This window comes from Bradyrhizobium sp. SYSU BS000235 (genome assembly GCF_049747295.1).
Taxonomy (GTDB): domain Bacteria; phylum Pseudomonadota; class Alphaproteobacteria; order Rhizobiales; family Xanthobacteraceae; genus Afipia.
In genome coordinates this window covers 4,040,857-4,062,215 of sequence record NZ_JBMHJM010000001.1, presented here as the reverse complement: position 1 = coordinate 4,062,215, position 21,359 = coordinate 4,040,857, and the positions used below count along the sequence as shown (strand labels likewise).

23 protein-coding genes and 1 riboswitch are annotated in these 21,359 nt (G+C 60.0%); of the genes, 11 read left to right on the top strand and 12 right to left on the bottom strand.

Annotation, left to right across the window (positions count from 1 at the left end):
• Positions 1 to 105 precede the first annotated feature (105 nt).
• Positions 106 to 1,470 carry a threonine/serine ThrE exporter family protein gene (locus tag ACP0KA_RS18940; protein ID WP_424630273.1) on the bottom strand — a complete coding sequence of 455 codons (1,365 nt, stop codon included), beginning with the start codon at positions 1,468 to 1,470 and terminating at the stop codon, positions 106 to 108.
• Positions 1,471 to 1,541: 71 nt separating this feature from the next.
• Positions 1,542 to 1,604: riboswitch (Fluoride riboswitch) on the top strand.
• 29 nt (positions 1,605 to 1,633) lie between these two features.
• On the opposite strand from ACP0KA_RS18940, the gene crcB reads away from it, so the two are divergent.
• The 4 genes from crcB to ACP0KA_RS18920 all read left to right on the top strand — a co-directional run bounded on the left by crcB (position 1,634) and on the right by ACP0KA_RS18920 (position 5,660).
• Positions 1,634 to 2,014: a fluoride efflux transporter CrcB gene (crcB, locus tag ACP0KA_RS18935; RefSeq protein ID WP_424630272.1), complete on the top strand. Its 381-nt coding sequence runs from the start codon at positions 1,634 to 1,636 to the stop codon at positions 2,012 to 2,014.
• Positions 2,015 to 2,200: 186 nt separating this feature from the next.
• Positions 2,201 to 3,226 carry a DUF1254 domain-containing protein gene (locus tag ACP0KA_RS18930; protein ID WP_424630271.1) on the top strand — a complete coding sequence of 342 codons (1,026 nt, stop codon included), beginning with the start codon at positions 2,201 to 2,203 and terminating at the stop codon, positions 3,224 to 3,226.
• Positions 3,227 to 3,897: 671 nt separating this feature from the next.
• On the top strand, positions 3,898 to 5,142 hold the full coding sequence (locus ACP0KA_RS18925) for a chloride channel protein (RefSeq protein WP_424630270.1): 1,245 nt from the start codon (positions 3,898 to 3,900) through the stop codon (positions 5,140 to 5,142).
• 308 nt (positions 5,143 to 5,450) lie between these two features.
• On the top strand, positions 5,451 to 5,660 hold the full coding sequence (locus ACP0KA_RS18920; RefSeq protein WP_424630269.1) for a hypothetical protein: 210 nt from the start codon (positions 5,451 to 5,453) through the stop codon (positions 5,658 to 5,660).
• A 24-nt stretch (positions 5,661 to 5,684) separates the two neighbouring features.
• Here ACP0KA_RS18920 and ACP0KA_RS18915 read toward each other — a convergent pair whose 3' ends face one another.
• Positions 5,685 to 6,101: an NUDIX hydrolase gene (locus ACP0KA_RS18915; RefSeq protein WP_424630268.1), complete on the bottom strand. Its 417-nt coding sequence runs from the start codon at positions 6,099 to 6,101 to the stop codon at positions 5,685 to 5,687.
• A gap of 897 nt (positions 6,102 to 6,998) precedes the next feature.
• Between ACP0KA_RS18915 and ACP0KA_RS18910 the strand changes: the two genes are divergently transcribed.
• The 3 genes from ACP0KA_RS18910 to ACP0KA_RS18900 all read left to right on the top strand — a co-directional run bounded on the left by ACP0KA_RS18910 (position 6,999) and on the right by ACP0KA_RS18900 (position 9,658).
• Positions 6,999 to 7,148 (top strand): hypothetical protein, encoded by a 150-nt coding sequence (locus tag ACP0KA_RS18910; protein ID WP_424630267.1) that lies wholly within the window; start codon positions 6,999 to 7,001, stop codon positions 7,146 to 7,148.
• 559 nt (positions 7,149 to 7,707) lie between these two features.
• Entirely contained in the window at positions 7,708 to 7,860 is a 153-nt protein-coding gene (locus ACP0KA_RS18905) for a hypothetical protein (protein WP_424630266.1), read from the top strand.
• Between the two features lie 700 nt (positions 7,861 to 8,560).
• Entirely contained in the window at positions 8,561 to 9,658 is a 1,098-nt protein-coding gene (locus ACP0KA_RS18900; RefSeq protein ID WP_424630265.1) for an enolase C-terminal domain-like protein, read from the top strand.
• Between the two features lie 21 nt (positions 9,659 to 9,679).
• On the opposite strand, the gene ACP0KA_RS18895 is transcribed toward ACP0KA_RS18900, so the two are convergent.
• From ACP0KA_RS18895 to ACP0KA_RS18880, 4 genes are all read right to left on the bottom strand, one after another.
• On the bottom strand, positions 9,680 to 10,702 hold the full coding sequence (locus tag ACP0KA_RS18895) for an LLM class flavin-dependent oxidoreductase (RefSeq protein WP_424630264.1): 1,023 nt from the start codon (positions 10,700 to 10,702) through the stop codon (positions 9,680 to 9,682).
• A gap of 96 nt (positions 10,703 to 10,798) precedes the next feature.
• Complete coding sequence (locus ACP0KA_RS18890) at positions 10,799 to 11,257, bottom strand: DUF1203 domain-containing protein (protein WP_424630263.1); 459 nt, start codon at positions 11,255 to 11,257, stop codon at positions 10,799 to 10,801.
• A 142-nt stretch (positions 11,258 to 11,399) separates the two neighbouring features.
• Complete coding sequence (locus ACP0KA_RS18885; protein ID WP_424630262.1) at positions 11,400 to 12,002, bottom strand: class I SAM-dependent methyltransferase; 603 nt, start codon at positions 12,000 to 12,002, stop codon at positions 11,400 to 11,402.
• A gap of 156 nt (positions 12,003 to 12,158) precedes the next feature.
• Positions 12,159 to 13,154, bottom strand: coding sequence for a catalase family peroxidase (locus ACP0KA_RS18880; protein ID WP_424630261.1), 996 nt, complete (start codon positions 13,152 to 13,154; stop codon positions 12,159 to 12,161).
• A gap of 370 nt (positions 13,155 to 13,524) precedes the next feature.
• Here ACP0KA_RS18880 and ACP0KA_RS18875 point away from each other — a divergent pair, with 370 nt between their 5' ends.
• Positions 13,525 to 14,352: a class I SAM-dependent methyltransferase gene (locus tag ACP0KA_RS18875; protein ID WP_424630260.1), complete on the top strand. Its 828-nt coding sequence runs from the start codon at positions 13,525 to 13,527 to the stop codon at positions 14,350 to 14,352.
• On the opposite strand, the gene ACP0KA_RS18870 is transcribed toward ACP0KA_RS18875, so the two are convergent.
• Both ACP0KA_RS18870 and ACP0KA_RS18865 read right to left on the bottom strand, forming a co-directional pair.
• Positions 14,324 to 14,677, bottom strand: a complete 354-nt coding sequence (locus ACP0KA_RS18870; RefSeq protein WP_424630259.1) for a copper-binding protein — start codon at positions 14,675 to 14,677, stop codon at positions 14,324 to 14,326. The genes ACP0KA_RS18875 and ACP0KA_RS18870 overlap by 29 nt on opposite strands.
• A gap of 177 nt (positions 14,678 to 14,854) precedes the next feature.
• Positions 14,855 to 15,112 carry a hypothetical protein gene (locus ACP0KA_RS18865; RefSeq protein ID WP_424630258.1) on the bottom strand — a complete coding sequence of 86 codons (258 nt, stop codon included), beginning with the start codon at positions 15,110 to 15,112 and terminating at the stop codon, positions 14,855 to 14,857.
• A 173-nt stretch (positions 15,113 to 15,285) separates the two neighbouring features.
• Between ACP0KA_RS18865 and ACP0KA_RS18860 the strand changes: the two genes are divergently transcribed.
• Positions 15,286 to 15,546 (top strand): hypothetical protein, encoded by a 261-nt coding sequence (locus tag ACP0KA_RS18860; RefSeq protein ID WP_424630257.1) that lies wholly within the window; start codon positions 15,286 to 15,288, stop codon positions 15,544 to 15,546.
• Positions 15,547 to 15,644: 98 nt separating this feature from the next.
• On the top strand, positions 15,645 to 16,265 hold the full coding sequence (locus ACP0KA_RS18855; protein ID WP_424630256.1) for a DUF4326 domain-containing protein: 621 nt from the start codon (positions 15,645 to 15,647) through the stop codon (positions 16,263 to 16,265).
• Between the two features lie 532 nt (positions 16,266 to 16,797).
• Here the strand turns inward: ACP0KA_RS18855 and ACP0KA_RS18850 are convergent.
• From ACP0KA_RS18850 to ACP0KA_RS18835, 4 genes are all read right to left on the bottom strand, one after another.
• On the bottom strand, positions 16,798 to 17,184 hold the full coding sequence (locus ACP0KA_RS18850; RefSeq protein ID WP_424630255.1) for a Rid family hydrolase: 387 nt from the start codon (positions 17,182 to 17,184) through the stop codon (positions 16,798 to 16,800).
• Positions 17,185 to 17,201: 17 nt separating this feature from the next.
• Positions 17,202 to 18,164, bottom strand: coding sequence for a Bug family tripartite tricarboxylate transporter substrate binding protein (locus ACP0KA_RS18845; RefSeq protein WP_424630254.1), 963 nt, complete (start codon positions 18,162 to 18,164; stop codon positions 17,202 to 17,204).
• A complete protein-coding gene (locus ACP0KA_RS18840; RefSeq protein ID WP_424630253.1) occupies positions 18,161 to 18,955 on the bottom strand; it encodes an alpha/beta fold hydrolase in 795 nt (264 codons plus the stop codon). The genes ACP0KA_RS18845 and ACP0KA_RS18840 overlap by 4 nt, the downstream gene beginning before the upstream one ends.
• Before the next feature lie 194 nt (positions 18,956 to 19,149).
• Entirely contained in the window at positions 19,150 to 20,556 is a 1,407-nt protein-coding gene (locus ACP0KA_RS18835; protein WP_424630252.1) for a PLP-dependent aminotransferase family protein, read from the bottom strand.
• A 91-nt stretch (positions 20,557 to 20,647) separates the two neighbouring features.
• Here ACP0KA_RS18835 and ACP0KA_RS18830 point away from each other — a divergent pair, with 91 nt between their 5' ends.
• Entirely contained in the window at positions 20,648 to 21,325 is a 678-nt protein-coding gene (locus ACP0KA_RS18830) for an HD domain-containing protein (protein WP_424630251.1), read from the top strand.
• Positions 21,326 to 21,359: the final 34 nt, after the last annotated feature.

Below are 21,359 nucleotides of genomic sequence, written 5' to 3'. Positions count from 1 at the left end.
GCTGGTATGCCCGAAGTGCGAAGAAGCGCAGCCCGGCGCAGCTACTGACAGGCCGTCGAAGCAGGGCAAGTGACGAACAGTACGAATACTGTTGGGTTGATGTCGCTAAGGTAGCGGCGCCACATTTTTCGGTCTGAAAAACCGCGCCGTTGCCAACCCCATCGCCAAGGCGCCAATGACAAACCCGAAAGCAGCCGATGCCTGAAGGGCCTCGACCATGCGTCCGTGGTTGAACAGCACGATCATCTCGAATGCAGAAATGCCCGGTATCATGATGACGATCGGCGCCACTGTCAGCGCAAGGCGCGGCACATTGAGCTGACGATCGAACAGGATGGCAATCAGCCCGACAACCAACGCCGCGCAAAATGCGGCCGGCGCCGGCATCATGCCCATGTCGGTGAGAATGAAGCGCAGACTGTTCGCCACCAATGCGAGACAACCGGCCGCCAGCGCCATGCGCCAGGGCGTGTTGAACACCATTGCGAAAGCGCCGCCCGCAATGAAGCTTGCAACGCCCCGCAGTAGAAATTTCAGCGCATAGGTAAGCTCAAGCGGCGGCTGCCGCGTAATGTCAATTCCCGCGACCGCAATCACGAAGCTGAGGCCCAAAGCGACCGAGAGCAAAAGCATCGCGCCATAGGCGAAACGGCTGACGGCAGCAACGGCCTGATATTGCGAGAGATCGAACAGGCCGGCAATCAGCGGAAAGCCTGGAACGAGAAACAGCACCGACGCGATAAAGCCTGCTGGATAATGCACAAATTCCCAACCGGCCAATCCCGCCAATCGAGCGACTATCACGAAGATCCCCGACGCCGCCGCGGCAGACAATGCGACAGCTCCGTAATGGTTGAGTCGGATACGAGACAATCTCATTCGCAGCCACTGGCCAATTCCGCCGCCAATAGCCGCAGCCATCATTTCCGGTACAGCAGCGCCGTTGATAAACGCAAACCCCGCGCTCGCCATCGCGACCGCTGCCACGATCTGCGATACGGAATATTGGTGTGCCGCGGCTCTGATCGTCGCGAGCTTGAGTTTGATGTCATGCGGTGCCGGCTCTGGTCCCAGCGTTTTGATAAACCGCTCCAACTCGGCGATCTGCGAGACATTGACCGCCGGCGGCCCGGTTTCCCGCACGACCGTCATCCATCCGCCGGAATGGCGAACGCTGGCGGTGATACTATCGAGCGAGAAACTGACCGCGAGACCGTCGAGACCTAGTCTCCGTGCAACCGCGTCCATCATTTCGCGCGTTCGGGTCGCGGTATTGCCGGCGCCGATCATCATGGCGCCGAACTGCATCACCACGTCGACCGCATCGCAGGACGATACGGCAGATGGGCTAGTCTCGTTGTTGGGCGCAACGACCCGCATGGACGACCCCGTCTCCGAGACACAGCAGACTGTGACGTTCGGCAGCGGCATTTGACGCAGGTCAATGAGATGACCGCATTGAGCAACCAAGGCGCGGTTCCTTGGCTACGGCGCCTCATCCGGACTTGAACCGCAATCCGGCGGCGAGTAAATAGACATTATATACGGATGGGGATGGGGTGCCCCCGACAACCGCCATAGTGGCTGATGACTCCTACAACACGCGCGAGAGCGCGCGCAGGAGCATGAGCGTATGAATCCCCTTTTCATTCTGGCAGTGGCCGCCGGCGGCGCGACCGGTTCGGTGCTGCGCTATCTGGTCGGCGTCGGGTCCGGCAAGCTGTTCGGCACCGACTTCCCCTGGGGCACGCTGATCATCAACGTCACCGGCTCGTTCCTGATCGGCGCGTTCGTCGGCCTGTTCGCCAGCAAGTGGGATTTGCCGCAGGCGGCGCGCATCTTCCTCACCGTCGGCATCTGCGGCGGCTACACCACATTCTCCACCTTCTCCCTCGATGCCTGGTCTCTCGTTGAGCGCGGCGAAAGCTTCTCGGCAGTCGCCTACATGATCGCCTCCGTCGTGCTCTCGGTCGGCGCGTTGATCGCCGCCATGCACATCGTCCGCGCACTGTAAGGCTGATCGCACCACGCAAGCCGAGCATCACCCGTTTGGTTATGAATCGGCGATTGCCTGGGGTCCGGTCTCCTCCAGACCTGACCGCTTTCGATTCCGCGCGCCTCGCCAGCACGCTCCGCTTTGCCTTATCTTCCGTCACCTCTCTGTTATGCTCCCTTCTTCGGCATGCAGGAGGACGACAAGATGCGTTCAATTTTCGCTGCAATCGCTTTGATTTCTTCCCTTTCCACCACGCACGCGCAATCAGGGTCTCCGGTCCCCGTCACCGTCGATAATTTTCCCCGTGCAGAATCCGACATGTACATGGCGAAGACGACGAAGGACGGCGGCTTCGGCAAGTTCGCGCACAACCGCACGCCGACGGAAATCGACAAGCAGACCGTGATCCGCATGAACCGCGATACACTTTATTCGTGGGGCACGTTCGATCTCGATGCCGGGCCCGTGACGGTGACGCTCCCCAACAGCGGCAAGCGCTTCATGTCGGCGCAAGTCATCAACCAGGATCATTACGTCCCCATCCCGGTAGCTTATGCGCCTCGCAAGCTGACGATCTCTAAGGAGAAGGCCGGCACGCGCTATGTCATGGTCGGCGTGCGTACGCTGGTGAACCCAACGGAGCCGAACGACCTGAAAGAAGTGCATGCGCTGCAGGACGCGATCACTGTTCAGCAGAAGGCCGAAGGAAAGTTCGAAATCCCGAACTGGGATGAGACATCACAGAAGAAGGTGCGCGACGCCCTGCTGGTGCTCGCCTCCACCGCTGATGGTTTCAAGAACGCGTTTGGCGCCAAAGGTCAAGTCGATCCTATACGCCATTTGCTCGGCACCGCTGCTGGCTGGGGCGGCAATCCGGACAAGGACGCCGCGTATGCCAGCTTTACGCCGCCAAAGAACGACGGCAACACCATCTACAAGCTGCGTGTGAAGAACGTACCAGTGGAAGCGTTCTGGTCGATCAGCGTCTATAATGACAAAGGCTTCTTCGAGCCGAACAAGTACAACGCCTATTCGTTGAATGACCTTACTGCAAAGAAGAACGCCGACGGTTCGGTGGATGTGCAGTTTGGTGGTTGCGATGGCAAGATTCCCAATTGCCTGCCGATCACCAAGGGCTGGAACTACACCGTGCGGATGTATCGCCCCCGCCCGGACATTCTCAATGGAAAATGGAAGTTTCCCGAGGCGCAGCCCGCAAATTCGACCTGAGCCGGCATCGGGCACAAAAGCGCCATCGCCTTTGGCTATCCGTGCGCGCGCTTGTTTGGGAACAGCGGGTCTTTGGGACCTTTGGCTATCCGCGACAGGCGCCGTTTGATGAACGGCGGGCGATGGCACTGATCCGTTAACGTGCCAGCTTCAAAACTGTTTCACATTTGAGCGATCCGAATTTCGGCTCATCGCAAGCTCCCCGCGCATCGCTGCCTTCCAGCATGGCGAGGCAAACAAGTCCGCCGGACAATCGCGATGCCGAATGCCAAGCCATCGGTCTTAAGGCTCGAACTGGAACTAAGATGACGACCAAAGTTCCATTTAATTGTCGTCAAACTTCTGGCGAATGCGTCAAGCAAAGCGCCTAAATGTTAACTTCCGCCAAGTATCAAGACATTGCTGTCGAAAGCAGCGAGCCCGGTCGGCTGATTACGGATATCCCATCCATCGTCCGGGCTCGCTCATCGACGCCCCCCAGGTGAACATCCTGCCCAGCAGGCGAGCGGCGCGAGTGCGGATGCATAAGCATCACGCGTGTTTTGATAGTGGCGCCCGCATTTGATTGCCGGTAATTCAATTAAATGCCTAAAGCTTCCCTCCTTCTTCGTTTCCTCCGCAAAACATTCCGTCTCAAGTGGATGCCGCGCTGGCAACGGCGGGTTTTCTTCGTGGCCGGGGGTCTCGCCGTCGGCGGCATTGCAGTCGCAATCGCCTATCTGGCGGACCTCGCGCAGCACATCTTCCGGACGATGCATGCGGCCTATTGGTGGTCGCCGCTAATCGTCACGCCGCTGGGGCTTGGCCTCGCCGCGTGGTCGACGCGGCGATACGCCCCGAACGCGGCCGGTAGCGGCATCCCCCAGGTCATCGCCGCCCATCAGATCGACACCCAGTCCATCCGGCAATCGCTGGTTTCCATCCCCACCGCGGTCTTCAAAGTCGTGCTCTTGATGTTCGGCTTGCTGTGCGGTGCATCGGCAGGGCGCGAAGGACCGACCATTCAGGTTGGCGCAGCCACCATGTTTGCGTTGGGTCGCCTGGAGCCTCACCGCCAGCCGGGTCTCCTGCTCGCCGGTTCCGCCGCCGGCGTTGCCGCCGCATTTAATGCGCCGCTGGCGGGCATCATCTTCGGTATCGAGGAGATGAGCCGATCCTTCGAAATACGAACCAGCGGATTGATCCTCGGCACCGTGATCGCGGCCGGTCTGACGTCCCTCGCCCTCGTCGGTGACTATGCCTATTTCGGCTCGACGCTGGCGACCCTCCCCATCGGGCGGGACTGGATCGCCGTGCCGCTCGCCGGCGTGGTGTGCGGTCTGGCCGGCGGTGTCTTCAGCCGGATCGTAATTGAGGTGTCGCGCGGGCTTCCCGGCAAGGTCGGAGCCCTCATCAAAAGGTATCCGATCGCCTTTGCGGTGCTTTGCGGATTACTGATCGTTCTTTGCGCCATGGCAGGCCAGGTCGACATCTACGGCACCGGCTACGAGGAGGCGCGCGCCGTGCTCCGAGGCGAGCAGACGTCGGCGGCCTTTGCGCCGTTGAAGCTGATCACCACCGCGTTGACCATGGTCAGCGGCATCCCGGGAGGTTTGTTTTCGCCTTCGCTCTCCGTTGGGGCCGGAATCGGGCGCAATATCGCCCCCCTCATCCCGCATGTTCCCGTCGCCGTGCTGGGTGTGCTGTGTATGGCAGCCTACCTGACCGGCGTGGTGCAAGCTCCGATTACCTCATTCGTCATCGTGTCCGAGATGACGGAAAATCATGCGCTCATCGTTCCGATCATGCTCACTGCGCTGATCGCGAACAGCGCATCCAAGATGATATGTCCGGAAAGCGTCTATCACGCACTATCGAAGAAATTCCTTCCAACGTCGCAAACGCCCGCCATCGTCAACGCAGCAGGCACACGCTGATCGACGCGTCCTGCTTCATGAGCCGCCCGATTCCGTACTTGACGGCGGGGACAACACCCATTTCATTTTCATGACACGCAGCGCCGACCCGACGGGGGTTCTGGCCGCGCGCGGTCCGGTCGATCATTCTCGCTTTCACGCGCAAGAGTGGTCGGCCGGGCCTGTCAAACACACTCATTTTCAGTATTGCTGGCCGTGCGTGCGGCGGTTTAGTCTTCGATCACCGAACGAGACAATACCGATGATGCAAGGTCATCGGACGCGAGTGCCGTGTGAAGTGTACAGCGTAATGCGTTTGGAGATGTCCCATGTCGATGCACTCGGAGCCGTGGCCCAGCGATAACAAGGACATTATTGAGCAGATCGAACGCGAGCTTGATGCGTTCGAGCAAGCCGAACTCGCCTTCCGTGCGCAGGAACGTTCAGAGCGCGAAGAGAAGATTAAACTTCTGCTCAGCGGATATACGGCACCAGCCGAACCTGGCGCCGAGCAGCTGACCCCACCGCCCCATCATTAATCGAGCGGTGAGACGCGAGCCGCTTCAGCGGATCTTGCGCCGCAGCTTGGCTTTGCCCTTCGCGCGCGGAGGGAACAGCTTGTCGCGGATGTAGCGCGAGGTTGGCGTCAGCCGCAGGCCGCGCGGCTTATGCCAGCCGACGCGGTCAAGCTCACGCTTGTCGCCGATCATCAAATCGCCGGAGACCTTATCAGCCAGGAAGATCGCATCGCTCATCCGGCGGCCGGAGTATTTATTCTCTGTGCGAACATCCTTCCAAAGCTTGAGCCTCCCGATCTTTAGCTTCGGCAGCTCTTCTTTGATCTCCCGGCGCAGGCAGCGTTTCTCGCTCTCCCCGCTGCGGCGCCGGCCGCCGGGGAACATCCATCGGCCATCGCTGCGCCTCCGGACGAGGAGCACGCGGCCACGCTTTGCTGCTACGAGCTTCGAGGACTTTGCCATTCCAGTTTCAACCAGTGATCAGCACAAGGGATCATTCGGTGAGCTTAAATTGCGGTGCTTGCGAATATGCGTCGATCAAAAGTAATGCTTTTAGTTAAGGCCTCGCACGCTGTTATGCAACTCCACCGTGCGAGCTGCAGCCTCACGCGATGCGGAACATCACAGATAAATTGTCCTCCGTCTTCGCGACGGCACACATCGGCGCTTACACGAGCAAGCAAACTGTCAGCGCCCGGCGGCATGCCGAGGCCAGAGCCACGCGCGAAGCTCCGCGCCTGAAGCCGTCGCGGGCGCGTTGCGTTTGATTCAAACTCGCTTGGGTCAGCGTTGCTCACCTAACGCGCCGCCGAGATCGCGTTCAACTTGCAGCGCGACACGGTGATGTCGGTTTCCCGACAAATCATTGCAGATTGCTCCAGCCTTTCGAAACGCGGAGCGTGACTTGCACTGAGCGCTAAAGACATCGTTGCCAGCCCGAATTAAATCGCCCAGCAGGGCTTACGATGACGTCAACTTTAATCGCGCCACCCGGGCGTATCCGCTCGCTGACGTACCATCCATAAGGATGTTGATCTGAAGGACGCATGCTCTCCGTGCATCACCGTTTCTCTTCGCAAACCGGTGCGCGATTGACTTAAACTTTATCGGGTTGACGCTGCTCATAAGGACGCGCCACACGCAGCAAGCGCAATAAGCGCTGGCATATTGGATAACAGCACGCGGTGCGTGCGATCAAAGCAGTATCGTGGCGAGATCAAGCGCTTTTTTAAAAAAGGACTCGCTTTTTCCACAACGCGGGCTCAATCTGTGTGGGTAACTTCACCGTACAACATGTGCCATCCATCCATGAGCGGAAAAGCCTTCCGCACATGATGCTGACGGCTGGGGACGTGCGTGATGAGTAACCAGCGCACTATTCGTGAACAGATTGAATCAAGGGATTTTGAAATCGTCGCGCTGCCGCAGCGCATCTGTCTGGGGGTTGCGGGGTTCGGCGCGTTCGCACTTATTGTTCTTATCATCTACTGCGCAGCCATCATGAAATAGCTCCTCTCGCGATTGCGGAGACTAGAGTCATGCGTACCGCAATCGGGCCCCGAGAGGCTTGGGTACCCGCCTGGGACAGCCGGGCGGGTGCCCGCGCTCGTGACGAATGCCTGTGATGCCTGCTCTGCCACAATTCGCTTCTCAACCGCGAGGTCGATAGAGAGGCTGACCGTACGCGCCGGGTCGATGGCGACATTTGCGCTGGAACAATTTGGCGCGAAGCGCGTTATCGACGTGGAAACCACACAGACGTGATCAAAAGCCCGGCCGGATTGTTCCCTATGGCAATCCGGCCGGGCTTTCTTACGTTGGCGCGAAGCCTGAAACTCACCGACGCGCCTCACCGGCCTCATGACTCTGCGCCAGCGCTGCTTCGCAGCAATGCGACCGGGCTGTGGCGGTTCAATCGTTCCGTGAAATTAGTGAAATTCCAGACTGGCTATCTGGCCTGAGAGGTCCACACTCACTCCATCACCGCAACGCCCGTGGCAACCATCGGTGACTGAGAGACCGTCGCGCTCCCGCCCTCTCCCCCCGTAACAGGCAAGGGAGTTTGAGAATGGACGACCAAACGACCCTTCGACAACGGATCGACAATAGAGATGTGCTCGACACCATCTCGACACCGCAGCGGGTCTGCCTTGGCGTCGCGGCATTCGGCGGCGTCGCGCTGATCGCAATTCTCGCCTACACCATGACCATGATGAGTTGAGCTTGAGAATCAAAGCCAAACACCAAGATCCTTGCGGGTGATACCAGCAGGCGGCGATCTCCCGTTCCTTTGTCAGCTTCACAAGATAGACCGGGGGCCGGTACCCCGGCCGTGAACAGCGGCGGCAGCGGAACGCGCTCTCCAGCATCCAGATCGGCGTTTCACGCTTTCGCCGCACACAGTCCAGCGGAATGCTGGCCATGGATGAGCAGCGCGCGCACTTGACCTGCAGCCATGGATAGATCGATCAACGCGTGTGAAGCTGCACACTGCCGGAACGTTTCCCGTGTTCATCGTTTATCAAAGTGCGCGTGGTCATCGCTGTCGCTCCCCTCCGAATTCAGACGGCGATGCCCCTTGGCCCGGCAGGTCTGACATGAGCCTGCCGGGCTGCTTTGAAAATTTCGCCGCAGCCGCCCGTCGTCGCGGCGTGGGAAGCGCAAGGCCGGTTGGGGCGTCGTTCTCACCCCGCCAACCGGCCCTGCGTCTTGTCAGCATCCGCGTAAAGCGATCTCTCCGTTGATCAACTATCCGACGCTGCCGGCCGCGCCGAGCTTTCCTCACAAACGCAATCTGCATTTTCATCGTGACGCCGCTGCGCCACCCGCCGTTGACCACCGGGCGCGACGCATTTTAGATCGGCGGCCTGATAACAACAGACAAGCCCAACCGCGTTGGCTCGTCGTGCGGAGGAAACAGATTGAAGACCCCACAAACCCCCGTTCTCCGTTCTCTCTCCGCCACCGCGGTCAAAGTGCCGATGAAGCGGCCGCTCGGCACCAGCGCCAAGCGCATCGCAGAAGCGAGCCTGCTGCTGGTCGATCTCCTGACCGAGGACGGCGTCAGCGGCCATGGCTATGCATGGTGCTATCTGCCATCGATCGCGCAGTCGCTCGTGCCGATCGTGGCCGAACTGAGCGAGCATCTCGCGGGCCAGCCGCTGGTCCCGCTCGCACTTGCCGAGACTGTTTCGCGATATTTCAAGCTGCCGGGCCTCGCCGGGCCGCTGACCATGGTGGCGTCACCGGTCGATACGGCGGTGTGGGATGCGGCGGCGAAATCCGCCGGCATGCCGCTCGCGACCTATCTCGGCGCCGGGCTTGAACCGATCCTCGCTTACAACAGCAACGGGCTCGGACTGATGTCACCGGAGGCAGCGGCGGATGAAGCCGAAGCGCTACTGGAAGGCGGCTTCACTGCCGTCAAGCTGAGACTTGGACGAAGCCACCTCGAGGACGACCTTGCGACCGTCAGGGCGGTGCGCAAGCGCTTGCCGGACACGGCGCGGCTGATGGTCGATTTCAACCAGGCCCTGACATTTTCCAGCGCGATGGAATATGCGTTGGCCCTCGACGGAGAAGGCATCTATTGGATCGAAGAACCGGTACGGCATGATGATTACCGGCACATGGCGTTGATCGCGCAGGCGGCGAAAACGCCGATCCAGATCGGCGAGAATTTCACCGGCCTTGCGCCGATGGCCGCGGCGCTGGAAGCCGGCGCCTCGGACTACATCATGATCGATCTCGACAGGATCGGCGGCGTTACCGGCTGGCAGCGCGCGGCGGGACTTGCGGCTGCGTACAACCGCGAGCTCTCGTCGCATCTTTTCCCGGAAGTGAGCGCACATCTGATGGCCGCAACGCCAGGCCGCCACTGGCTCGAATATGTCGACTGGGCCAATCCGATTTTGGAGGAGCCGCTGCAGATCAAGGACGGCAAGGCCATCATCCCAAACCGTCCCGGCAACGGGCTCGCCTGGGACAAGGACGCCGTCGCCAAATATCGGTTGAGCTAAGCGGGGAATTTACGACAGCTCCTACATTCCCGCATTCGCTGCCGCGCGCTTGGCGGCAAGCACATCGCGCACCTCGGCGCCGATCTCGAACGAACGCAGCCGCGCGGCATGATCGAAGATCTGCGCGGTCAGCATCAATTCATCCGCGCCGGTCTCGGTGATGATCGCGCGCAGGCCACGCTCGACCATGTCCTTCGTGCCCACCACCGAATAGGCCAGCGACTGCTCAACACCAACGCGCTCGGCCGGCGACCATAGATCGTCCATGCTGTCCACCGGCGGTCGCAATTGCCCCGGCGTGCCGCGGCGCAGATTGACGAACTGCTGCTGCAGCGACGTCATCAGGCGTGTCGCCTGTGCTTCCGTGTCCGCCGCGAAGATGTTGACGCCGACCACCGCGTAAGGCTTGTCGAGCTGCGCCGACGGCTCGAAGCGCGTGCGGTAAATATCGAGTGCATCCATCAGCGACTGCGGCGCGAAGTGCGAGGCGAACGCGAACGGCAGGCCAAGCATGGCGGCGAGCTGCGCGCCGAAGGTGCTGGAGCCAAGGATCCAGAGCGGCACATTCGACCCTGCGCCAGGCACAGCGCGGATCACCTGCCCCTGCTGTATGGGGCCGAGCAGCGCCTGCAATTCGAGGACATCCTGCGGGAAATTTTCAGCGGCCTGCATGAGATCGCGACGCATCGCCCGCGCGGTGCGCTGGTCGGTGCCCGGCGCTCGGCCGAGCCCGAGATCGATACGCCCGGGAAACAATGCCTCCAGCGTGCCGAACTGCTCGGCGATCACCAGCGGTGAATGGTTCGGCAGCATGATGCCGCCGGAGCCGACGCGGATGGTCTTGGTGCCGCCCGCGATGTGACCGATCACCACGGAGGTCGCGGCGCTCGCGATGCCGGTCATATTGTGATGCTCGGCGAGCCAGAAGCGTTTGTAATTCCAGCGCTCGGCATGCTGCGCGAGATCGAGCGAGTTACGGAAGGCCTGCGCCGCGCTGCTGCCCTCCCCGATGGGCGAAAGGTCGAGAACGGAAAAGGGGATCAACGTCGTCTCCCGGGGAGATTCACATGGACATGCTGCGCCCGTGACGGGTGCGGGACACGATATATAATGTGAAGCGCCGCGGAATGTTAGAGCAGGCTATGCCCTCTCCACCTTGGCCGCGTAACAGCCGGCCGATGCAAAGTGGATATGCAGATAGGCGGCACGGTCGGGCGTGAGCAGCTCTTCGATCACAGGCTCGAGCTCCCGCCCCTCAACCAGCCGGTTCGCGACCATCATGCCGTTGTCATCAAACGATCGCACGGCCAGCACGCGTTTTCGAAGCTGTTCAGGCACCTCATTCACCTTGTCGTAGGTCTCGTCGCCCTGGCGCACGAAGATTGCGAACCGCATGCGATACGGCGAATCGACCGGATGATGTTCGTAGTTGACCAACACCAACTCCTCGCCCGGCTCCGCGTCCGTGAGGCTCACCCGGCAGGGATAGGGATAATCGGCTTTGCGGCGCACGCCGCCGGCCGCCGCGAGATCGCTATCGGACAGCGTGAACAGATGGGCGAAGTTTTCGGCTGGTAATCCGACGATGCGAAAGTTCATGATCGTCACTCCTCTTGGTCGTCATTCTCTTATGACGATCAATGTCGCATCCGATCCTGGTCCAAACCACCCGGTTTCAGAACAGCTTTGGGTTGTTACCGCCTTCGCCGGAACGAGCGCTCCTGCGACTGGCAAAGGAGCATCAACGCACCCGTTCGAAGACCGCGGCATAATGATAGGGCGAGACGTCAAGCTGACGGTGGACGCGAAGTCCGCTCGGCGCGACGCTCGCAATGCTTTCCTCTGGCGTCATCCGCAACGCTGTGGCGGGACCGCGCGGCTTGCCAAGCACCGGCGTCTCTTCGCGCGCCATCGCGTGCCAGTTGACGATGGCGAACAATCCGCCGGGCTCGAGCGCATCGTGCACGGCGCGCGCCAGACGCGGCTTGTCCGGCACGCCGTGAAACGCATTGGCCATGAACACATGATCGACCGGGCCTGGCACCACCTTGGCGATGTCGTAGGCGTCGGCCGTGACGAATGTGCAATTGTCCACGCCGCCGCGTTCCACAAAACGAACTTTGGCGCGCTCCAACATTTCGACGTCGATATCGATGGCGAGCACGCTCTCCGCGATTGCGCACATCGGCCATGTGAACCAGCCGTCGCCCGCGCAAAGATCAACAACATTCATGCCGGGCGCGATGCCTGTGTCGGTCAGCACTTTGGCGGGATCCGGCCACAGCGCCTCCCACCATCCGGCGTCAGGCATGCCGGTGCCTTCAAAGAAGCCGGAAATCGTCATGGCTGACCGACCGTTCGCAGTTCGATCCGCGTCGCCGAAGTGTCACGCCCGATGAGGGCGCAACACGATCAGCGGGTACTGGCGGACCGATCAGCCGTCAAGGCTTGCGCGAACAACGATTTCGGCATCAGGCGGCGTGCATCCGCCAGGGAGGTTCTATTGACTGCGGCGGCCGAACGATTCCGCATAAGCTTCAGTGCGCGTGTTGATGATCGGATCGTCCGAGGGCTCGATGCCGGCCGTCACGTTGGTCGGCAGGAACAGCAACTCGTTCTCGACCTTCTGCGTGTCCAACGCCTTGGTCACCGCAATTTCACCGAGCTCCACCAACGGCCGGCTGTCCGGCCACACCTTGGTGGCATCGTTGGTCGGATCGTTGGCGTCGGCGACCTGAACCATGAGGCGATACTTCACCGGTCCCTTGTCGAGCGATGCCCGCAAATTATCGGCAAGCGCATTCGGGGGACGCTTGGCGGCCTCCTCGTCGCTCACATAGGCTGTGCCGCTCTCGGGCACGATGCGGTAACGGCCGAATTTGCTCACGTTCTGCGCATTGGTGAACTTGAACGCATTGACGCCGAAGAAGTGCTCCGTGCCGTAGCTGACCGCCACAGGCTTTGGCCTTGTGACAAACGTGTGTGCAGCCGGATGGCTCGACAGGAATTGTTCGACCGGCGTCGGTTTGGGCGCGTTGTGGCCGCTTGCACCGACCGCCTTCAGCAGGGCGAGAAAATCTTCGCCGCTCGCGACCGGAAATCCGTTTTGCGAAATGCAGACCATGTCGGCCTCGCTTCCATCGGGGAGCTTGAATTTGATCGCCATGCCGCGGACACCGCCGGTCGATGGATCAGTATCTGGCGCGGTCGGCACGCCGCCCGAATTGGAAAAACGGATGGTCAGCGGCGTCGGCGCTCCTTTGAGGAAGACCGCCGAGCTGAAGGCATCGGCACCCTTGGCCGGCGTGAACGTGCCTTCGAATACGGCGCCCTTGGCGTGGTTGGCGCGTGTGTGCGGATGCGCGCCGTACAGCGCATTCATCTGATCGACGATCTGAACGGCAACCGGCTTGCCTTCGGCGAAAGCGCAGGTCGCGCCCGCCGCCGCCAAGGCCGAGAATGCGATGCTCATCGCAACGCTTTGAAATGATCGCATCACCAATTCTCCAATCACGGAATGTACACAAAGTTATTTCAGGCTGTCGAAGAATCAAGCCTGCAGCCGTTCGCCCGAACTAAAACTGGGTCGCTGTCGGGCCGTCAAGGCTTGAACGATCACAACATCGGCACACGATACGTCTATCCGCCCTGACTGCGCAACGATGCCAGCCGCATACGTAAAATGGCTGAGTTGACGATAGGGCAAATGTGCAGCTCCGTTCACTCGCAAGGATTGCCGGCCAATTTCGTCAGCGACTTCGTAACTTGCCCTTCCAACCGGGAGGATTGCGAATGTTACGCCTGATTGGAATGTTGTTGCTAGCAGCAATGTCGGAAGGGTTGGCCTCTCCTGGCGGAGAACGGCCATGACAGCCGCGGATACGAACTTCGCAGGCTCGATTCCCGAAATTTACGACCGCTTCTTGGTGCCGCTCATCTTCGAGCCCTACGCCCGCGATCTGGCCGACCGCATCGCCCGGACCGAGTCGCAAAATTTACTGGAGATCGCGGCGGGCACCGGGGTTTTGACCCGCGCCCTCGCCGCGAAACTTGCCCCGACCGCGCGGATCGTCTCCACCGATCTCAATCAGCCGATGCTTGATTACGCCGCCGCACGATTGCAGCAGGATCGCGTCACGTGGCGGCAGGCCGATGCGCTGGCACTGCCGTTCGAGAACCACAGCTTCGATGTCGTCACCTGTCAATTCGGTGTCATGTTCTTCCCCGACAAAGTGAAAGGCTTCAGCGAGGCCCGCCGTGTTCTGAAGCCACGCGGCTATTTGATGTTCAATGTGTGGGATCGAATCTCCGACAACGAATTTGCCGATGTCGTCACCGAGGCACTGGCTTCGCTCTTTCCGCAGAACCCGCCGTTGTTCATGGCGCGTATCCCGCACGGCTATCACGATGTTGAAAAAATTCGCGAGGACCTGACTGCTGCCGGCTTCTCTGACATTTCAATCGAGACGATCGACCATGTCAGCCGGGCCGCAACGCCGGACGATGCGGCCATTGCATATTGTCAAGGAACGCCGCTCAGGAATGAGATCGAGGCACGCGCCCCTTTACGTCTGGAAGAGGCGACGCAAGCAGCCACCGACGCGCTCGCGCGCCGTTTTGGCAATAGCCTGATCTATGGCCGCATCCGGGCGCATGTGATCAGCGCTATTCCTTCTGCTTCTCAAGCTTGGTGATGGTCCTGCCCTCACCTGTTCCCGTTGCGGAATACTTAACCTTGTCACCCGCATGGACGTCTTCCAGCGACAAGCCGCGTTGCGCTTTGAAGTCTTCTCCAGCGGCACCGGCGCTCGAGCCGACGGTGCTTTCCTTGTCCTCGCGCTGAATGGTGACGGTGCCATGGATCCGGTCGATCTTGGTCAGGATCCCTGTCTGGGAATCCTGCTGCGCCGCTTGCTTCGGCTCCTGCTTCGACTCCTGTTTCGCATCTTGGGCGAAAGCCGCCGAGCTGAGGATGGCAAGCGCCGCAGTTCCGGCCAAAATGGTCTTTGCGGTTGTCATGGCGGTCTCCGTCATAAAGCGTATCGGCGACAAGCCATGGTGGCCGAATTGGTTCCTTTGAAGGACCGCCGCATTGTTCCAAGCTGTCCGTGGAACAGCTCATGATGAGCCCATCACGAACATCGCATTTCAAGACGCCTCAACGATGCGTCGTGATTGTAAGATCGCGGCCGGCGCTCACGCCTTAATCGAAGGTCGCTTTTCGAAGGTCGCTTTCTGATCGATCCGTTGGGTTTCCAGTCCTTGCCGCTTCCGCTTCAGCTCGCGCTCATCCGGGAAGGGAAAGCCGCACTTCTTCGCCTGGCTTTTCACAGCGACGAGACTGCGACGAAACGCAACCGAAGCTCGCTGTGCGGAGACGCCGGTTTCAACCATCTGCTTAAGCCGCACGATGTCTTGCGGTGTCCAGGTTCGGTTCGTGAGGTGTGCCGCCATCGTCATCCTGAGTCATGTCAAGCCCCCACCTGAACTTAGAACTCAAATCTCCGGGCGATCGTATCAAATGATACATCGCGCCACACCGCCGCCACATCGACGGTTGATAAGCCGCTGGCGCTCAATCAGAGCTTGAGCTAAGAAACCGAGTTCGCGGGGGAGAAGGATAATGAATGAACGCACTGGAAGAGCTTTTGAGGTCGTATGATGACGCGCTGGAAGCGCTACCGCGACAGGAAGCCTGGGGAGCAAGTGACAGAAACCCGACTAAGATCGTTGGATTCCGAGAGACAACGCTGATTTTGCATCCCGAACAGCTGCAAGGATTCACCGATCGCGCTGTGGCGAGGGCTGCGATAGAGGCGCTGGTCAAAAAACACAAATGTTCGCTTGAAGAGCGACGCGATGGCTCGTTCGCCATCCGCAAAGTTTAGTTGAACGAACTTAGCGTTAAGCTTCTTAATGTCGGCAACACAGGCCCGGTGCTTCAAAGCATCGGGCCGTTTTCATTTGAAATGATGCTTATGTTCATGTGCCATTCACCTGGTCGGCCTTTCGTTCGAATGAACACCTTAATCAGGAACGCCGTGAGCTGAACCATGTTAATGGCATGGGCAGGATTGAGCGTGCCATGAGGGAGCCAAGAGTGGCCATGTCAATGCCGATCCGCATTCAGCGCGAGCGCATCAAGGGCTGGAAGATGCCAGCCAACACGGTTTACGTCGGCCGCCCGACGGACTGGGGAAATCCATGGAAGGTCGGCGCGAAAGTTGCGGATCCGATCGCGAATTTCTTCGGCGATGATCATCCATCCTGGTTCGGCCGGAGAGCCGGCCATGTCATTCGCGACGCTGCAGACGCTGTAGCGATGTATCGCCTGTGGATCAAGGACTGCGCGCGGCGCGGCGCACCGTTTCCGATTGAAACCCTGCGCGGAAAAAATCTCGCCTGCTGGTGCCCGCTGGATGAGCCTTGCCACGCAGACGTTCTTCTTGAGCTTGCAAACAAGCCGAAGGAGAAGCTCGCTATCAAGCCGAAGATCCGGCGCAGGATGGGACGGAAGCAGACTCGAAATAGAGGAGAAGGAGGGATTGGAGCGCAAGCCATGCTTACAGAAAAAATCCCGGTCAGCGAAACTGACCGGGAACAGTGAGCCCTCAAAGCCAACGCGAGGACCGAGGAAGACTGGAGAAACAATGGCCCTGATGTTGGCACTTGCGAATTGAAAGCTCGTGATCGAGTTCCATCGCATTTGATGAAAACGCGATACACATTCTCGTTGTTCAGTTTCTCCCACGCACGAGTATCGCGGTGCGATAGATCGCGGTCAACGCTCCATTAAAATTGTCTGGAATGCGCGATGGCAGGCATGCGCGTCGCGGGATGCTTTAATAAGTCTATGACCAAGCGAAAAAAACGCTGTGGACGCGTGTAGACACTCATATCGTCGGTTGAAGTGGGGAGCTTCACAGACTTAAGCTGCGAGGCACTGGTGAAAATTCGACGACAACTACAGCGTCGGTGGCACCGCGGGCTTCCGCATCAAGTGGTGAGCACGCCTCCATAAAAATCCCGGCCAGCCCATGCAGGCTGACCGGGATTTCAATCGAACGACGATTTCTGTCTAACAGGAAAGCGCGACGCTGCAACAGCGCTCAATCGCTAGTTTACAGCAGCCTCAACCCTCACGTTCCAACGTAGGCCGTTGACGCGATCTCCACCAGAAACTCGGGGCGCACCAGAGGCGCCTGGATGCAGTAACGCGCCGGCAGATGATCGTTGAAGTATTGCTTGTACACCTCGTTCATCGCCGCATAGTCCGACATGTCCTTCAGGAAGATATGGTTGAACATGACGTTCTTCAGCGTGCCGCCGCCGGCCTCGATGGTGGCCTTGACGGCTTCAATCACGGCACGGGTCTGCTCGCGAATGTCGCCGACGCCGACCGTTTCGCCTTTCGGACCGATGGCCAGCATGCCGGACGTATAGATGAAGCCCGCGGCCTTCGTCCCGGACGAGTAAGGCGCGAGTGGCGGCGGCGGGTTCGGCGGCGTGATAATTTCAACAGGCATATTGGTTTCCCTCCTCGTTATTGGACCTTGATGTTTGCGGCCTTGATCAATTCGCCCCAACGCTTGGTCTCGGCAGCGGCGAATGCGCCGAGTTCATCGGGGGTGGACGGCTTCACCTCGAAGCCCATGGCTTCGAACTTATCCTTGAATGCAGGAGAGTTCACGATGGCGGCAACATCCTTGGCGAGGCGGTCGACGACCGGCTTCGGTGTACCGGCCGTGGTGTAGAGAGCGCCCCAGATTGCGCTCTGCAGCGTCGGGTAACCGAGTTCTTTCGTTGTCGGGACGTTGGGCAGCAGCTTCGACCGCGTCTCCGACATGATCGCAACCGCTCGCAATTGGCCGGACTGCAGCATCGGAAGGGCATCCGGCACCGAGGGGAACATCATATCGAGCCGCCCGCCGATCATATCCGTGATCGCAGGGCCCTGGCCGCGATAAGGAACATGCATGAGATGCGTTCCTGTTTCGCGATTGAACAATTCACCGCCGAGGTGGGTTGGCGAGCCGACGCCCGACGATCCGAAGTTCAGCTTGTCGCCCTCCTTTTTGAGCGCCGTGATCAGGCTCTTCAGATCGAGGTCCTTGAATTTGACGCTCGGTGTGATGACCTGCGGATAGATCGTCACCAGCGTCAGCGGCTGGAAATCCTTCACCGGATCGTAGGGCAGCTTTTCATAGAGATTGACGTTGGCCGCATGGGTTCCGGTGGTCGCCATGAACAGCGTGTATCCATCCGGTGCCGAATGAGCGGCCTCCACGGCGCCGATGTTGCCGCCGGCGCCCGGCTTGTTTTCCACGATCACCGGTTTTCCAAGCTTTTTCTGCAGCTCGTCAGCGATGACACGCGCCTGGGTGTCGGCGCTTCCGCCCGCAGGAAACGGAACGACAATGCGCAGATTGTGCGTCGGCCAGTCATCGGCGCGCGCACCACAGCACAGCAACAACGTCAACGCTATCGCAAGACGAATAGTCCTCATGATTTCTTCCCTTTAAAAAACTCGATCGCGATCTTGTCGAATATCTCGGGCTCCGTGCGGGACAAGGCATGGCCGCCGCGCGGCTCCCAATGGTGGCGGGCTCCCGGAATCAGGCGAGCATATTCCTCGGAGAAATATTTCGGAGTGAGAATATCGTCGTCGGCACACAGGATCATCGTCGGGATACCGATGCGCGAAAGCTCGGTACGGCGATCGAAGTTCAGGATCGCTTCGAACCGGCTCTCCTGGATCTGAGGGTTGGCGAGCTGCGTTGCCGTGGCCGCCTCGATCTTTGCGACTTCGTCCGGATTGGCATTGATCCAGTACGGCGGATAAAGCAGCAGCGTGCTGTATTTGGCATAGTCCGCCACGCCGAGGCTTTCGAAGATCTTTGTCCGGAGGCCGAGGATCTTGCGGCGATAGTCGTCACCGCACGTCGTACTTGCATAGACCATCAACGCGGAAAGACGTTCGGGATGATCCAGGGCAGTCGCGACGCCGATCGCAGCGCCCGTCGAGTGGCCGAGATACATCGCCCGATCGAGACCGGCGTCGTCCATGACAGCCACAAGGTCCGCAGACATCTGTTCGATGGAGTCGACCACCGTCCGGCCGGATTGCCCGGTGCCCCGCTGATCGAATCGATAGACCGTGAAGTGCTTCGTCAAACCCGGCAGGTTCGGAGTCCAGTAAGCTCCCACGCCACCCAAACCTGCACCAAGGATAAGAGGCGGGCCCTCACCTTGTTTGTCCCAGTAAAGTTCGCAGCCCTGCCGCCTCGCCAATGGCATTCGTCATCGCTCCTGATTTGCTTTTGCTACTCTACAACGCAGGTCATCCCCAACCGAAAGTTGGCTGTATCGTTCGGGTAACGCAATCGCCACCATTAAACGTTTAGCTGAATCGAAAAGATTCACGAAGGCCAGTTCGATACCGCACGCAGGGCCACATCGCGAATGAAGACGAGTTCCCTCACAAGCGGCGCTTAACGCACCAGCTCGATCAGCCGCTTGCAATCCGCAAGCACGCGATCTTCGTGGATGTTGGTGACACCGAGCAGCAATCCCCGCTGTTTGACAGGCTGCGTGTACCAGGACGACAGAGCGGACGGCGCAAGACCGAAAGGCAACGCCCGCAACGCGACGTCTCGATCTGAAACGGACCCCGGAAGTTCGACCACCACCGCGAGCCCGGCTGTCGCTTTCACTTTCACGGTGTCTCGTGCGACCTTACCAAGCGAACGGAGGAGAGCTTCCTTACGCGCCGAATAGAGGCGCTTCATGTGACGCAGATGGCGCAGATAACACCCTTCGCGCATCAACTCCGCGACCGCTCGCTGCACGCCGGCGGCCGGCGCCGGCGCGAGGCACGCGGCGACGTCACCAAAGCGGCGAACGAGTTCCTGAGGCACCACCATGAAGCCGAGACGAAGTGTCGGGCTCAGCGTCTTGCTGAAGCTTCCGACGTGGAGCACGCGTCCGCCATCATCGAGCGACGCAAGCGCCGGAGCCGCGCGGCCGGTGAGCTGCAGCTCGCTCAAGTAATCGTCCTCAACGATCCAGGCACCGTTGCGCTTGGCCCATTCCAGCAAGGCGAGCCGCCGCGCGAGCGACATCGTCATCCCGAGCGGCGCCTGCTGCCCCGGTGTCACGATGGCCAACGCCGCGTCAGCCGCGACCCGTTCACCGGCAGCAACGTCCAGCCCGTCTGCATCCACCGGAATCGCTTTCACGGTGATGCCGGCCAAATCGAGTGCCGTGCGTGTCAGCGGAAATCCCGGCTCCTCGATCCAGGCCGTGGCTTTTTGCAGTTGAAGCCCCTGGATCACGAGACCAAGCGCGCCGGAAAATCCCCCCGTAATGAACACCTGGGATGGGCTGCAGCGAATGCCGCGGGCGATGGCGAGGTAAGCGGCAATCTCCTGTCGCAGGCCTGGCTCGCCACGGGGATCAGGATAACTGACCGGCGCCATCACCGCCTGCCGCACTTCGCGCGTCAAAACGCGCGACCACAGCTTGATCGGGAAACCGTCTTGCGCAGGCACGCCCATCTGAAAAGGAAGCGGCCTGGTGCCGAAATCATAATAAAAGATGTTCGGAAGCGGTGATGCATCCGTCGGCGATGCCGCGCCGGTTGATTGCGCGGGACGCTCGGCGACACGCGTGCCTGACGCGCCGAGGCCGATCGCGAATTGCTCGGCGATCAGCCGCTCATAGGCGACGCGCACGGTGCCGCGGGAGACGCCGAGTTGAGCCGCGAGATCCCGCCACGACGGTAACCTGGCGCCGGAGGCAAATCGTCCGCTCTCGATTGCCTCACGGATCGCCCGATAAATCTGATCGGCGAGCGGTATTTTCCTGGAACGATCGATTGCAATGGAAAGCGAAGCCATCCCCCAATGGTACAGTGAGAATAGCCAATCTCGGTACTGTTTTCTGACCCACCCGACGACATATTCGGTTTCTCAACGACGGAGAAATCCAGTGACCAGCCACTCAAACATCGCGGGCAGCGGCATTGCGGATGTGACGATTCCCGACAGCCAGTTGGCGCGCGACATCACGCAGTTTGTCCGGGACACCGAAAGCGACCTGCTGTTCGCCCATTCCACTCGGGTTTATTTCTGGGGCGGTTTGAGAGGCCGGCAGACGGGCCTGAAGTTCGATTCTGAACTGCTTTATGCAGCAGCGATGTTTCATGACATCGGCCTGACCAAAAGCTACCAGAAAAGCCAGCTTCGGTTCGAAGTCGATGGCGCGAATGCCGCGCTCGAATTTTTGCGCAGCCGCGGAATTGCCGAAAAGGACATCGGAACAGTCTGGACAGCCATCGCGCTGCATACAACGCCGGGCATTCCTGAATTCATGGGCTCCGAGATCGCTTTGCTGCAGGTCGGCGCCGGAATGGATATCGCCGGGCGCGGTTATGAGACTTTCACGGACGAACAGCGTCAAGCTGTCGTAGCGGCCTACCCGCGCGGCAAGGACTTCGGCAACAAGGTCATCGATGCGTTCTATCACGGGTTGAAGCATCGGCCCGCGAGCACGTTCGGCACCTTCAACGACGATTTCCTCGCGGCCAAGGATCCGACTTTTCAACGCGTGGACATCTGCAGCGTCATCAGAAGCTCGCACTGGGAGCACGCGCACCACGTGCACTGAGAGATTTGGCCAACGCCAATGCCTCGGAAGCAGT